The sequence below is a fragment of the Cnuibacter physcomitrellae genome (assembly GCF_014640535.1).
GTDB lineage: Bacteria > Actinomycetota > Actinomycetes > Actinomycetales > Microbacteriaceae > Cnuibacter > Cnuibacter physcomitrellae.
On sequence record NZ_BMHD01000001.1, the window covers coordinates 1680692 to 1693459 of the forward strand.

The 12768-nt window shown below is 70.7% G+C and carries 13 protein-coding genes; 8 read left to right on the forward strand and 5 right to left on the reverse strand.

Annotated features, from left to right (window positions below; translation table 11 throughout):
- Positions 1-18 precede the first annotated feature (18 nt).
- Positions 19-2481: a DUF4962 domain-containing protein gene (locus IEX69_RS07790; RefSeq protein WP_157127255.1), complete on the reverse strand. Its 2463-nt coding sequence runs from the start codon at positions 2479-2481 to the stop codon at positions 19-21.
- A gap of 102 nt (positions 2482-2583) precedes the next feature.
- Positions 2584-3768: a PucR family transcriptional regulator gene (locus IEX69_RS07795; RefSeq protein WP_085020471.1), complete on the reverse strand. Its 1185-nt coding sequence runs from the start codon at positions 3766-3768 to the stop codon at positions 2584-2586.
- A gap of 110 nt (positions 3769-3878) precedes the next feature.
- Here IEX69_RS07795 and IEX69_RS07800 point away from each other — a divergent pair, with 110 nt between their 5' ends.
- The 8 genes from IEX69_RS07800 to IEX69_RS07835 all read left to right on the forward strand — a co-directional run bounded on the left by IEX69_RS07800 (position 3879) and on the right by IEX69_RS07835 (position 10989).
- The gene (locus tag IEX69_RS07800; protein ID WP_085020472.1) at positions 3879-4895 is read left to right on the forward strand and encodes an NAD-dependent epimerase/dehydratase family protein; all 1017 of its coding nucleotides are present in this window, start codon (positions 3879-3881) and stop codon (positions 4893-4895) included.
- 11 nt (positions 4896-4906) lie between these two features.
- Positions 4907-5782 (forward strand): ABC transporter permease, encoded by an 876-nt coding sequence (locus IEX69_RS07805; protein ID WP_085020473.1) that lies wholly within the window; start codon positions 4907-4909, stop codon positions 5780-5782.
- Between the two features lie 74 nt (positions 5783-5856).
- Positions 5857-6885, forward strand: coding sequence for an ABC transporter substrate-binding protein (locus IEX69_RS07810; RefSeq protein WP_085020474.1), 1029 nt, complete (start codon positions 5857-5859; stop codon positions 6883-6885).
- A gap of 13 nt (positions 6886-6898) precedes the next feature.
- Entirely contained in the window at positions 6899-7729 is an 831-nt protein-coding gene (locus IEX69_RS07815) for an ABC transporter ATP-binding protein (protein ID WP_157127256.1), read from the forward strand.
- Positions 7726-8613 carry a fumarylacetoacetate hydrolase family protein gene (locus tag IEX69_RS07820; protein ID WP_157127257.1) on the forward strand — a complete coding sequence of 296 codons (888 nt, stop codon included), beginning with the start codon at positions 7726-7728 and terminating at the stop codon, positions 8611-8613. Before IEX69_RS07815 ends, IEX69_RS07820 begins: the two co-directional genes overlap by 4 nt.
- A complete protein-coding gene (locus IEX69_RS07825; protein ID WP_085020476.1) occupies positions 8610-9425 on the forward strand; it encodes a class I fructose-bisphosphate aldolase in 816 nt (271 codons plus the stop codon). Before IEX69_RS07820 ends, IEX69_RS07825 begins: the two co-directional genes overlap by 4 nt.
- Positions 9422-9862 (forward strand): type II 3-dehydroquinate dehydratase, encoded by a 441-nt coding sequence (locus tag IEX69_RS07830; protein ID WP_085020477.1) that lies wholly within the window; start codon positions 9422-9424, stop codon positions 9860-9862. The genes IEX69_RS07825 and IEX69_RS07830 overlap by 4 nt, the downstream gene beginning before the upstream one ends.
- Entirely contained in the window at positions 9859-10989 is a 1131-nt protein-coding gene (locus tag IEX69_RS07835; RefSeq protein ID WP_229756278.1) for a zinc-binding dehydrogenase, read from the forward strand. Before IEX69_RS07830 ends, IEX69_RS07835 begins: the two co-directional genes overlap by 4 nt.
- A gap of 20 nt (positions 10990-11009) precedes the next feature.
- Here the strand turns inward: IEX69_RS07835 and IEX69_RS07840 are convergent, their stop codons facing one another.
- The 3 genes from IEX69_RS07840 to IEX69_RS07850 are packed head-to-tail and all read right to left on the reverse strand — an operon-like array spanning position 11010 to position 12758.
- Positions 11010-12059, reverse strand: a complete 1050-nt coding sequence (locus IEX69_RS07840) for an isopenicillin N synthase family dioxygenase (RefSeq protein ID WP_085020478.1) — start codon at positions 12057-12059, stop codon at positions 11010-11012.
- Between the two features lie 34 nt (positions 12060-12093).
- Positions 12094-12363, reverse strand: a complete 270-nt coding sequence (locus IEX69_RS07845) for a response regulator (RefSeq protein ID WP_174604489.1) — start codon at positions 12361-12363, stop codon at positions 12094-12096.
- A 56-nt stretch (positions 12364-12419) separates the two neighbouring features.
- Positions 12420-12758 carry a hypothetical protein gene (locus tag IEX69_RS07850; protein WP_174604490.1) on the reverse strand — a complete coding sequence of 113 codons (339 nt, stop codon included), beginning with the start codon at positions 12756-12758 and terminating at the stop codon, positions 12420-12422.
- Between the last annotated feature and the right edge of the window lie 10 nt (positions 12759-12768).

The following is a 12768-nucleotide window of genomic DNA, read 5'->3' on the forward strand; positions in this document are numbered from 1 at the left end:
AGGCCCGGAGTGGCCGACTCAGGGCAGCGTGTAGACGAGCGTGTGCGGGGCGCTGGGCTCGAGAGCGACCGTGATGCGTCCGCTCGCGCTGACCGTGTAGTAGTCGCGGAGCGTGCCGTCGACGGTCACGCTGAACGGTCCGGGAGCGAGGTTCCCGAGCACGAGGTCGGCCGCGGGAGTCGCCCCGGGGACCACGGCGTCGACCTGCACGGTGAGCGAGGTCCCGTCGCTCGTCAGCCGGAGGTTGCGTCGGGTGCCGACGACCTCGACCCGGGCGCCGACGAACTCCACGAACGTCGCGTCCACCGCGGTGAGGGTCGTGGGCACCGGGGTCGATCCCTCGCTCCGGATCAGAAGCGCACGCGCGTTGCCCGAGGCGCCGGCTGCCGAGAGGGCGCCGTAGCCGTCGCTCGACGTCGCGATGGCGACTGTGTCGACCCGGTTCGGTCTCGTGAGGTCGGCAGAGAACTGGCTCCCGCTCGCCGCCGAGGTCAGCGTGGCGGCGTCGGCTGCCGAGCGCTGGGGCACGAGCGCGGTCGCGATGCGCGCCGACGTCGCGGTGGGGACCGTGGTGCGCCAGGTCGTGCCGAGCTCCGGGAGCAGCCCCGCGCCACTGGTGAAGGTCGCGCCGCTGTCAGGAGAGGACTGCAGGTACCGGGCCGTGACCGTCGACGAGCCGACCGTCTGGGCGATGTCGCTCCCTCCGGTGACCGCCGAGGCCGTGCCCTTGCTGTGGAACAGCGAGTGGATGTCCCTGGCGGAGGAGGCCACGACGTCGTCGAGGACGATCGCCGCCTGCCGGTCGACGAACGCGATGGTGCGCCTGCACCGCGTGATCCCGGACGTGCTCGGCGCGGCGTACAGTCCCGAGACGTCGGCCACGGAGACCATGTCGGCGCCGAGGGCGCTGACGGCAGGGATGGATGCGCGCCCCCGCATGTCCGTGTACGGCTGGGTGAACCCGGACGCCCGTTCGCCGGCCTGACCGAGGTCGGCCCCGGCGACGACGCTGTTGGTCTGCTTGGTGAGATAGGCGCCGTAGGGTGCGTACGCGCCGAAGATGGCGCCGCCGAACGAGACGCTGTAGTGCCCGCCGTCGGGGTGGTCGTGACCGACGTTGATGTAGCGGGTGTTCGGACCCAGCCGGTCGCGCCACTCGTTGAGCCGCACGCCGCCCATCACCCCCGCCTTGTGGTGGAGCGACACCCCGTCGTCGCCCCAGGTGGAGCGCGACGCGAGCACGCCCAGGTCGGGATACAGCCTGGTGGTCGGCCGATCGTCCAGCCCCGCGGCCACCAACGAGTCGTCGTGCCAGAGGAGGTTCCAGGCGTTGTAGTAGAACGAGCTCACCCCCGCCGGACCGGACTGGTAGAGGCGCTGGAGGAACTCCTGCAGCTCGCCGTCCTGGTACTTCGACGCGATGTGCCAGAGGTAGGGGTTGAAGTAGTAGAGCGATCCGTCGGTGTCGCCGTAGGCGAACTGCCCGACGTTCCTCGGCAGCGACACGTCGACCTTGAACGAGCCCATGCCGGGGATCTCGGGATCCGCCCAGAGGTCCCCGCCGCCGACCGACTCCAGGACGTCGACCGCGCGAACCAGGTGCTCGTTGCCGTAGGTCGCGTACGTGATGCTCTCGTGCTGCGATCCGTCCGGCGAGATCCAGCTGAGCACCTGGCGCAGCTGGCTGCGGCCGAACTCCAGGCGGTAGTCGTCGCTCTCCCTGCTGTCGTCGGCTCCGTCGCCGTGGATCGCGGCCGCGGCGGTGACCACGCCGTCGATGCGGAAGTGGCGGTGGTTGGGCTGGGGATCGTTCTTCCAGTACGCCTCGGTCGCGACCGACGTGTTGGAGAACTGCGCGATGAGCCGATCGGCCTGGAGGGCGAGCTTGTTGCGGATCATGGTGCGCTCGCTCTCCGAGAAGAGCTCGAAGCACCAGTCGTAGGCCACGGCGACCGCGATGAGACCGACGGCGTTCGACATCGAACCGCCGCTCTCCCCTCCCCAGTCGGGGAAGTTGGCGGGGTCCGCGACGTACAGGGTCCAGGCGCGCACCTTGGTCGCGTAGGCGCTGTCGCCCGTGATCAGGTACGACATCGCCAGTTCGGGCAGACCCCAGTACACGGTCTGCCACTGCGCGTCGTTGCCCGCGCCGGTGATGGTCGGCAGGGCGGCCCGGGCCGTGGCGTAGCCGAGCATCGTGCTCACGAAGCCGGCGTAGGCCGGCGCCGCGGCACGGCGCTGCAGCTCGGTCAGGGAGACCCTCGTCCCGAGGATGATCCGGGGATGCTGGCCGTTGAGATCGGGGTCGAAGAGCCCACCGGCCGCAGGGACCTCGCCGATGGCGGGGAGGGAGCCCCGGCTCAGCGAGACGGCTCCCACCGCAGCGCCGCCGACGAGCGCGCCGAGGAGCAGGCTCCGTCGCGAGACAGGACGTTCGGGGAACGGGGGCGGATTGCGATCGCTGCGCACGAGACTCCTCATCGAACTGTGCCGTTGTTTCACGCTGTTGCAGAAACAAAGTGGATACGCAGGCACGGTAGACCCGGGCGCCTCGAGGCGTCAAGGGGGACTCGACCCGAACGGTCAGGCGCGGCCGCTGCGCAGCCACAGCAGGGCCAGGGCCATCTGGGTGAAGTCGGACATGACGAGCGGGTCGAATCCGGTGAGCTGCTGGATGCGTCGGATCCGGTAGGTGACCGTGTTGGGGTGCACGAAGAGCGCCTTGGCGACGGCGGCCTGCGAATGGTCGCAGGCGACCAGGGCCTCGAGCGTGTCGATCAGGTACGGGTGGCCCTTGAGCGCTCCGAGCCGGCTCTCGACGAGACGCGCCGCGAGCTTCGGCTCCCGGGCCAACAGGACCTCGACGAGCACGTCGTCGAACGGCACCACTCGGCTCGTGCGGTCGCCGCTCATGGCGACGGCGACGGCGTCCCGCGCCTCCTGGCACGACTCGTGGGCACCGACGAGGTCGGGGCTCACCCCACCCACGCCGACGGCCCACTCGACCGTGGACCCGAAGTCCTCGAGCACCTGGTGCAGCGTCTCTCGGATCTCGTCGGCAGCCACCCGGGGCCTGGCGAGCGCCAGGGTCGACCTGCCGACGTCGCCGAAGAGCAGCGGCTGCCACACCGACCCCTGGAGCGCCTTCGCGATCCGCTGCCGCAGGCGCAGGACCTCGGTGTGGTCGGCATCCCCGGCACTGCCGATCGCGAACGCGATCCACGGGCCGGACTGCTCGACCCCGAGCACCTGCGCCCAGTGGTCGAGGTCGCTGCCCGACGGCGCCGGGCCGCTCGCGATCGCGAGGACCAGCTCGTTCTCCACCCTGCGCTGCGCCGCCTCGAGTGCCGATGCCGTCTCCCGGTAGGAGTTGATCATCTCCTCCGTGAGCAGGTCGAAGGTCGTGATGACGAGGTCCGCGTAGTGGCTCGTCAACTCGACCGGCCAGGCCTGCGAGCCGGAGAAGAGGTCGAGGAGGAGGGTCCGCTCCGTCGACCGGTAGGCCTGGATGACCGACTCGAGCGGAACGCCCTGACCGGCGCGACGGCCGCCCAGGTGCTGAGCCGAGGTCAGCTCCTCCGGCCGGGGAGGCGTCCCCCGCTGCAGCACACGGACGCCGAGGTCGATGTTGCCCGCGACGGAGGGGATGAGCTCCCGCTTGTCGAAGACGTCGTCGGAGTAGCCCTCGTAGGTGTTCCACATCAGGTCGACGGCCCGGGCCGTCAGCAGATCGATGCTCGGCTCGTACCGCGTCGATTGGGGTTCCATCACAAAATGCTAGGGCGATCGTTGGGAATTGTCCCGTCGTCTTGGGATATATCACCTGCGACGCTGGATGCGTGACAGTGCAGTCACCTCAGATCCCCGGGAGAACCCCCATGACGGCAGTACAGCAGATCGAAGCGGACCTCACCGTCCCCACCCCCGCCCTGATCGAGGACATCGCGCGGCTCGACGGCGACATCATCGTCCTCGGGGTCGGCGGCAAGGTCGGGCCCAGCGTCGCCATCATGGCTCGGCGCGCCATCGTCGAGGCCGGCGTCGACAAGCGCGTGTACGGCGTGGCCCGGTTCAGCGACCCGGCCGCCCGCAGCTCGCTCGAGAGCTGGGGCGTCGACGTCGTGCCGGCCGACCTGACCGACGACCTCGAGCTCGACGGCCTCCCCGAAGCCCGGAACGTGATCTTCATGGCGGGCAACAAGTTCGGCACGACCGGCAACGAGCACCACACCTGGATGATGAACTCCTACCTGCCGGGACGGGTGGCGCAGCGCTTCCGCGACTCGCGCATCGTGGCGTTCTCCACACTCGTCACCTACCCCCTCGCCGATGTCTCCACCGGCGGCTCCCGTGAGTCCGACGCCTCGGGCCCCATCGGCGAGTACGCCATGTCCTGCCTCGGCCGCGAGCGCATCTTCGAGCACTTCTCGCTGAAGAACGGGACGCCGCTGCTGATCTTCCGGCTCGGGTACTCGATCGAGACCAGGTACGGCGTGCTGCAGGAGATCGCGCAGGCGGTGCACGACGGCACCCCGATCCCCCTGGCGATGGGACACGCCAGCGTGATCTGGCAGCGGGACGTCGCGGAGTACGCCATCCGCTCACTGCACCTGGCGGCCACCCCTCCGCGTCGGCTCAACATCACGGGCCCCGAGATCGTGTCGATCCGCTGGCTGGCCGAGCGCTTCGGCGAGCGCTTCGGCGTTCGACCGGTGTTCGACGGGGTCGAGACCGGGACCGCCTACGTGATGGACGGATCCGCTCTCCAGTCCGAGTACGGCTTCCCCTCCACGACGCTCGCCCAGATGATCGAGCGCGTGGGCGACTGGGTGGCATCCGCCGGCCCCACGATCGGCAAGCCGACGAAGTTCCAGCAGCGCGACGGCGAGTTCTGAGGCGCTCCGCCATGACTCAGACCGCGACCGCGGCCACCTCGCTGGCCGTCGACGGCGGCTCAGCCGCCTCTCGCCCTCCCGGAGCACGCAGGAGCCTGTTCGCGCGCCACAGCCGATGGATCATCACCCTGTTCGTCGGGGTGCTCGTCCTCGTCGTCTGGCAGCTCGTCGCCGTGCTGTTCGACCTCCCGACCTACGTCCTGCCGACACCCGTCGATGCGGCGGAGGCGCTCTGGGCGAACAGGCAGGAGCTGTGGGCCGCGACCCTGGTGACCACGGGCGAGGTGCTCGCCGGCTTCAGCATCGCCGTCGTCGTCAGCATCCCGGTCGCGATGCTGCTGGTCTCGTTCCGCTGGTTCGAGACGGTGGTCTACCCGTTCCTCGTCCTGCTCCAGACGGTGCCGAAGATCGCCCTGGCCCCGCTCTTCGTGGTGTGGTTCGGCTTCGGGTTCCTCCCGAAGGTCCTCGTCACGTTCCTGATCTGCTTCTTCCCGATCCTGCTCGACACGATGACGGGGCTCCGGTCGTCCAACCCCGACATGGCGAGCCTCGTGCGGTCGATGGGCGGCGGGAAGTGGTCGATCTTCCGGAAGGTGCAGCTGCCGGCTGCGCTGCCCCACGTCTTCGCGGGGGTGAAGGTGGCGATCACCCTCGCGGTGGTCGGTGCGGTGGTGGGCGAGTTCGTCGGCGCGACCCAGGGACTCGGCTACCTGCTCCTCCGGGCGAACGCGAACCTCGACACCCCCGTCCTGTTCGCGGCGATCGCGATCCTCACCGTCCTCGGCCTCGTCCTCTACTACGCCGTCTCCCTGGTCGAACGGCTCGTCATCCCGTGGCACGTGTCCCAGCGGGCCGAGGGCGCCACGACCACCGGACCCGCGGTGTGAGACGTCGAGCCCGGCACCACCGCCTCCCCTGCAGCACCCCGCCTCAGCAGCACCACGACTCGAAGGAGAGATCCGTGAACAAGCGATCAGCCCGGCTGGCGACCCTCGCCCTCGCCGGTTCCGCCGTCCTCGCCCTGGCGGCGTGTTCGGGAGCCGCCCCCGCCGGCTCGCCCGCCGCCGGGGGCGAGGACCTCGACGTCCTGCCGATCCGCCTCAACTGGACGTTCGAGGCCGCCGATCACCCGTGGTTCTTCGCCGGGATGGCCGAGGGCATCTACGCCGCGCACGGGATCGAGCTGCAACCCCAGGAGGGCACGGGCTCCGCCTCGACCCTGCAGCTCGTGGCATCGGGCAGCGACCCCGTCGGACTCGTCGACGCGGGGACGATGATGGGCGGGCTCGGCAAGGGTCTGCCCGTGCAGGCGGTCTGCGTGCTCGCCCAGCGGAACCCGATGTCGGCGATCTTCCCGGCCTCCGCGGGGATCTCGAGTCTCGAGGACCTCAAGGGGAAGACGATCGCCGTGACCCCCGGCGACTCCCTCTCGCAGATCTTCCCCGCCGTGCTCGCGGCGAACGGCATGAGCGAAGGCGACGTGAACCTCGTCGGACTCTCCGACCCCGCCGCCAAGCAGAGCTCGGTGCTGACCGGAGCATCCGACGCCTTCCTCGGCTACTACACCCTGCAGCTCCCCGCGGTCGAGAAGACGTCGGGCGAGGACATGGACTACCTCGCCTTCTCGGATCTCGGGGTGGACACCCTGAGCATGGGCATCGTCGTCAACCGGGCGTGGGCGGAGAAGAACCAGGACCTCCTCACCCGCTTCGTCGCCGCGACGCAGGAGGCGGCCCAGTTCGTCGTCGAGAACCCCGAGAAGGCGGCCGATGACTTCGTCGCCGGGGTGCCGAGCTTCGACCGGGAGCTCGCGCTCACCCAGATCGAGGCCGCCGTCCCGCTCCTGCACACCGCGGCGACCGAGGGCTCCCCCATCTGCGAGACGGCCGAGGGCGACTGGAAGGCGACCGAGGACATCCTGTCGACCTACTCGGGACTCACCCCGGCCGACTCGCTCGACGCCTACTACACCGATGCCTACATCCGGTGAGCGGGAGGCGGGCATGAGCACGACGGAGGGCGCGACCTCCACGGCCCCTGCCACGACCTCCGGGACGCGGATCGACGTGGCCGGGCTCGCGATCGAGTACCAGACGAGCGGCGGCCGGGTGCACGCGCTCGGCCCGATCGATCTGACCATCGGCGCCGGGGAGTTCGTCTCCGTGGTCGGACCGTCCGGCTGCGGCAAGTCGACCCTGCTCAAGGCGGTCGCCGGGCTCGTCCGCCCCACGGCCGGAGAGGTGCGGATCGGCGGGAAGCCCGTCACCAAGCCGCACAGCGATCTCGGGATCGTCTTCCAGAACCCGCTGCTCATGGACTGGCGGTCCGTGCTCTCGAACGTGCTCCTGCAGGCCGAGATGCGGTCCATGCCCAAGAGGCCCGCGGCGGAGAAGGCCAGAGCCCTCCTGGCGCAGGTCGGCCTCAGCGGCTTCGAGGATCGGCGACCTCACGAGCTGTCGGGTGGGATGCAGCAGAGGGTCGGGATCTGCCGTGCCCTGCTGCACGATCCCCCGCTCATCATGATGGACGAGCCGTTCGGGGCGCTCGACGCCCTCACCCGAGAGCAGATGTGCTACGACCTGCAGGACCTGTGGATGCAGCGACGGCCGACGGTGCTGTTCATCACGCACTCGATCTCCGAGGCGACGCTGCTCTCCGATCGCGTGATCGTCATGTCGAGCCGACCGGGGCAGATCCTCGCCGAGTACGGGATGACACGCCCCCGACCGCGGCTGCTCGACGACGACGAGCATCCCGAGGTCGATCGAGTCAGCCGCGAGATCCGCCGACTGCTCGGGGTCACCGACCACGCCACGACCACGAAGGAACCATGAGACTCATCTCGATCGCCCGCCCCGGAGCCGTCGCGGCCGCCCTCGTCAGGGACGGCGACCTCGTGCTGCCCCTCACAGGCACGGGCTCCTCGACCCCCCTCTCGATGAACGACCTGCTCGACGACTGGCCGCACTGGAGCGAGAGGCTGAGGACCGTGCAGGCCGAGGCGCCCGAGGACGCCTGGCGCCCGATCGAGGAGTTCGAGGTGCTCGCCCCGGTGCCGCACCCCCGCTCCCTCCTCTGCATCGGCCTCAACTACCGCGACCATGCCACCGAGACGGGCGCCGCCATCCCGACCCTGCCCGTGGTGTTCGCCAAGCACAGCTCGACGGTGGTCGGCAGCGGAGCGGCCATCGTCCTGCCCGAGTCGTCGGCCGAGGTCGACTACGAGGCCGAGCTGGCCGTCGTGATCGGGAGGAGGGCCTTCAGGGTGACGCCCGAGGAGGCCCTCGAGGCCGTCGCGGGCTACACCGTGATGAACGACGTCAGCGCCCGCGACTGGCAGGCCCGGACCAGCCAGTGGATGACGGCGAAGTCCTTCCCGACGTTCGGCCCGATGGGCCCCGCGCTGGTCACCGCCGACGAGCTGGGCGACGGTCGCGGACTGCGGATCGGACTGCGCGTGAACGGCCGGACCCTGCAGGACTCGTCGACGGACGAGATGATCTTCGGCGTCGCCGAGCTGGTCAGCCATCTGTCGCAGTTCTGGGCGGTCGAACCCGGCGACGTGATCGCCACCGGGACGCCGGCCGGTGTCGGCTTCACCCGCACCCCGCCGGTCTTCCTCCGCGACGGGGACGAGGTCGAGGCGTACGTCGACGGCATCGGCGTGCTGCGCAACCCCGTGATCGCGTCCGATGCACTGATCGGCGCGCGGCCATGAGCGGTGCCCCGTCGCTGCCGGCGTCCCGGCGGCGGCGACGGCTGCTGGGGGACGCCGACTTCTCGGTCCTCGTCTGCGCCGATGTCGGTCTGCAGGTCGGTCCTCCCGGCGCCACCCGCCGATTGGACGAGCTGCGGCGCTTCGCCGACCTCGACGTCGACGGCATCGTCCTGACCCAGGCCGCGGTGCCGACGTTCTCCGAGACGCTCGTCCGCCGCCCGGACCTGACCCTCGTGGTGCGCCTGGACTGGTGCAGCCAGTGGCGCGGGCCGCAGCTGAGTCCTGTCTCCGACGGTGTCGGGATCACGGTCTCCACCGCAGAGGAGGCCGCCGCGAGCGGCGCGGACGCCGTCATCCACTACTGCCTCCTCGGTCACGGTGATCCCGCCGTGGAGGCGGACTACGTCGAGCGCGCGGCTCGCGCCGTACGCGAGGCGCACGCGGTCGGCCTGCCGTGCATCCTCGAGCCGCTCATCCGCGGGTCCAACGCCGTCGGGCGGGAGCGGGATGCGGCGCACCTGGTCTGGGGCATCCGCACCGCCGAGGAGCTGGGCGCCGACGCCGTGAAGGTCGAGCAGCCCCTGGGCGGCGACGAGTCCGGAGTGATCGGGGCGGCCGGCGTGCCGGTGCTCCTCGCCTCGACCCCGCCGATCTCCCCCGCCGACGCGGTGGCGCGTGCGGCCTCGGGGGTCGCGGCCGGCGCAGCCGGGGTCGCCTACTCGTCCGACTTCTTCACCGCAGACCGGCCCGCGGAGCTCGTGGCCGACATCCGCGCCGCCGTCATCACGCCGTCTCGAAAGGACCACTCATGAAGATCGCCGTCCTCCAAGGGCCCAACCTCAACCGCCTCGGCACGCGCAAGCCCGAGGTCTACGGGACCGTCACGCTCCCGGACATCGTCGCCGACCTGGACGTGCTCGCGGGCGAGATCGAGGTCGAGCTCGTGCACTTCCAGTCGAACCACGAGGGAGCGATGATCGACTGGCTCCAGTCGCTCGAGGGTGAGATCGACGGGGTCGTCTGCAACCCCGCCGGGCTCACCAACTACGGCCTCTCGCTGAGGGATGCGCTCAACGAGTGCGGGGTCCCGGTGGCGATCATCCACCTCTCGAACGTGCACGCCAGGGAGGAGTGGCGCCGCCACGACGTGTTCGCCGAGATCGCGACCGTCTACTTCGCCGGGGCGGGATGGTTCGGCTATCGGCACGCGCTGCAGGCGCTCCTGTCGAAGATCGGCGCGACTCGATGACCGCCGGGCGGCCGGACTCGATGCGCGCAGCGATCTGGAACGGGGGCTCGCCCGAGCTCGTGATCGAGACGATCCCCGTGCCGACGCCTGCCCGCGGGGAGGCCCTCCTCCGCGTCGCGGCGTGCGGGGTGTGCCACACCGACCTGCACGTGATGAAGGCGGAGGTCGCGTTCCCCCCTCCCGCCGTGATGGGGCACGAGGTGAGCGGCACGATCGTCGAGATCGGCCCCGGCAGCGCGCCGACCGACCTCCGGCCCGGCCAGCGCGTCGTCGGCGCGTTCATCATGCCCTGCACGGAGTGCGAGGCGTGCCGCGCCGGTCGCGACGACATGTGCGAGGCCTTCTTCGAGCAGAACCGGCTGAAGGGCAACCTCTTCGACGGCACGACACGACTCCACCGGCCCGACGGGACCCGGCTCTCGATGTACTCGATGGCCGGGCTCGCCGAGTACGCCGTCGTTCCTCTGTCCGCGCTGGCGCCGCTGCCGCCCGGGGTGAGCTTCGAGGAGGCCGCGGTCCTCGGATGCGCGGCGTTCACCGCGTACGGCGCCGCCGCGAAGGCGGAGCTCGCCGCCGACGAGTCGATGGCGATCGTGGCCACGGGCGGGGTCGGGTCGAGCCTCATCCAGGTGGGCCGGTACCTCGGGGCCTCGCCCATCATCGCCATCGACATCGACGACGACAAGCTCGCCGCCGCGAGCGCCCTCGGCGCGGACGTGGTCATCAACTCCGCGCGCGAGGACGTGCTCGACCGCGTCCGGGAGGCGACCGGCGGCAAGGGGGTGAGCGTCGCGTTCGAGGCGCTGGGGCGGCCGCAGACGTTCGAGCTCGCGGTGTCGCTGCTCCGGGAGGGCGGACGGATGGTCGCGGTCGGGATCGCCGCGGGTGCGGCGACCGCCGCCGTGCCGATCACGCCGCTGGTGCGGCGCGGCCAGGTCGTCATGGGATCGTTCGGGGCGCGCACCCGCCGCGATCTCCCCCGGGTGATCGAGATGGCGGCGTCCGGCGGCTACGACGTCGACCGCGCGGTCACGAGGCGCTACTCCCTCGAGCACGCGGGCGACGCCTACGCGGCGCTCGACCGCGGCGAGATCTCGGGTCGCGCCATCGTCACGATGGCGCACTGATCGCGGGCGAGCGGGGCGGGTCAGGTGCCGGCGGAGAGGACGCGGGCGGTCTCGCGACCCGCCGCGTTCCGCACCCCGGCCCGCGACCCCGCCAGCTTCGCGGCGATGTGCTCGCCCACGGTGACCGGGTCGTAGAGGTTCGGATGCGCCTCATCGACGCACGAGGGCAGCGTCGCGATCACGGCCTCGACGTCGCCGTCGTGGAAGAAGGCGGCGGAGCGACGCCGCTGGATGGTGCCGTCGACGATCGGGGGCTTCACGCGGTGGAGCGTCGACATCCACCGGTCGTTGGTCCACCGGCCGGTGAGATCGCCCAGGTTGACCAGGAGCGCGTCGTCGGCGGGCTGCACGTCGTGCCACGCGCCGTCCGATCCGAGGACCTGGAGGCCCGCCACCTGATCCGCCCACAGCACCGTGACGATCCCGTAGTCGGTGTGCTCCCCCATCCCTGTGAGGTCGCCATCGAGGTCGACGGTGCCCGGCGGCAGGGCGTAGTTGTTCATCCGCAGCACGTCGAGGGAGTGCGTGGTGAAGGCGTCGAAGAACCCGGCCGGCAGGCCCAGCGCATCCGCGAAGATCGTAGTGAGGGTCTCGGCGACGCGCTTGGCCTCGACGAAGTACGCCTGCACGCGAGGCTCGAACGTCGGCACCCGATCGGGCCAGGTGTTCGGCGAGTAGTCCGACTCGTCGATGACGCCGGCCGCCGCCGCCTCGGGGTAGTCGGCCGTGGAGGCGCCGATGTTGAACGCCTCGAAGAAGTCGTTCATCCGGCTGGCCGACTCGACGCCGAGGCTCAGGCTGAGGCTCTCCGACTTCGGCGGCGCGTACCCGCGGTTGATGCCGGGCGGGGTGCGGTACTCCTTCTTCTGCTCGAGCGGCAGGGCGAAGAAGTCGTCCATCGCTGAGGCCAGGCCCTCCTGGGTCTCCCGGGCGATGCCGTGGCCGAGGATCTGGATGAAGCCGACCGTCCGGCACGCCTCATCGATGGCGCGGGCCACGGCGGCCCGCTCCTCGACCGTGCCGTCCTGCACGTACGCGGTGATGTCGACCGCCGGAACCTCGAACGTCATGCGCCGAGGCTACGCGCGCCGCGTTTCGGCGGTGTTACCGGCCCTCGACGTCGTCGGTGTCGACGCCCGACTGGATGCGGTCGCCAGCCTGGTTGTACTGGTCCTCGACGAGGATCTGGGTGGCCTCGTCGAAGGAGTAGTTCGCCGTCGCGGGGCCGTCACCGTCGGTCACCGACTGCAAGTGGTACACGACCTGGCCCTCACTGTAGGGCAGCACGAGCTCCTCGGGGGCACCCTCCTCGAGGGGGATGGTCTGCGCGTCGAGGGGGCCGCCGGTGAGGTGGGCAAGCTTGGGAGTGCTCATCCCCTCAGCCTACTGAGGATGCGCGGCACGCGCCGCGACGTCGGCTCGGCTCAGGGTCAGGTGGTGACGTGGGCCAGCGCTGCGTCGGCGGTCTCGGGCCAGAGGTCGGAGCGGTCGAGCGGGACGGCGACCCAGTCCTTGAAGGAGCGTCCGCTCAGTCCCGGGTCGAACAGGTCGGCCCCCTCGATCTCCAGCGCCGCGGCATGCTCAGGCGTGGACGCGCCCAGCTTGAATCCGACGGCGTCGTGGCTGAGAGCGGCGAACATCGTGCCGCCGAGCTTGAGGATGGGGCGACCCATCATCATGCCCCGCTCGACGGGCACACCTGCGTCGAGGAGCTCATCCGCCAGACGCGCGAACTCCCGCTCCGCGTCCTCGGAGTTGAACCTCCCCATGGCCCGATCC

Coding starts and splice junctions, on each gene's coding strand:
- IEX69_RS07790 (WP_157127255.1), bottom strand. CDS start 2,481: ATGAGGAGTCTCGTGCGCAGCGATCGCAATCCGCCCCCGTTCCCCGAA.
- IEX69_RS07795 (WP_085020471.1), bottom strand. CDS start 3,768: ATGGAACCCCAATCGACGCGGTACGAGCCGAGCATCGATCTGCTGACG.
- IEX69_RS07800 (WP_085020472.1), top strand. CDS start 3,879: ATGACGGCAGTACAGCAGATCGAAGCGGACCTCACCGTCCCCACCCCC.
- IEX69_RS07805 (WP_085020473.1), top strand. CDS start 4,907: ATGACTCAGACCGCGACCGCGGCCACCTCGCTGGCCGTCGACGGCGGC.
- IEX69_RS07815 (WP_157127256.1), top strand. CDS start 6,899: ATGAGCACGACGGAGGGCGCGACCTCCACGGCCCCTGCCACGACCTCC.
- IEX69_RS07820 (WP_157127257.1), top strand. CDS start 7,726: ATGAGACTCATCTCGATCGCCCGCCCCGGAGCCGTCGCGGCCGCCCTC.
- IEX69_RS07825 (WP_085020476.1), top strand. CDS start 8,610: ATGAGCGGTGCCCCGTCGCTGCCGGCGTCCCGGCGGCGGCGACGGCTG.
- IEX69_RS07830 (WP_085020477.1), top strand. CDS start 9,422: ATGAAGATCGCCGTCCTCCAAGGGCCCAACCTCAACCGCCTCGGCACG.
- IEX69_RS07835 (WP_229756278.1), top strand. CDS start 9,859: ATGACCGCCGGGCGGCCGGACTCGATGCGCGCAGCGATCTGGAACGGG.
- IEX69_RS07840 (WP_085020478.1), bottom strand. CDS start 12,059: ATGACGTTCGAGGTTCCGGCGGTCGACATCACCGCGTACGTGCAGGAC.
- IEX69_RS07845 (WP_174604489.1), bottom strand. CDS start 12,363: ATGAGCACTCCCAAGCTTGCCCACCTCACCGGCGGCCCCCTCGACGCG.
- IEX69_RS07850 (WP_174604490.1), bottom strand. CDS start 12,758: ATGGGGAGGTTCAACTCCGAGGACGCGGAGCGGGAGTTCGCGCGTCTG.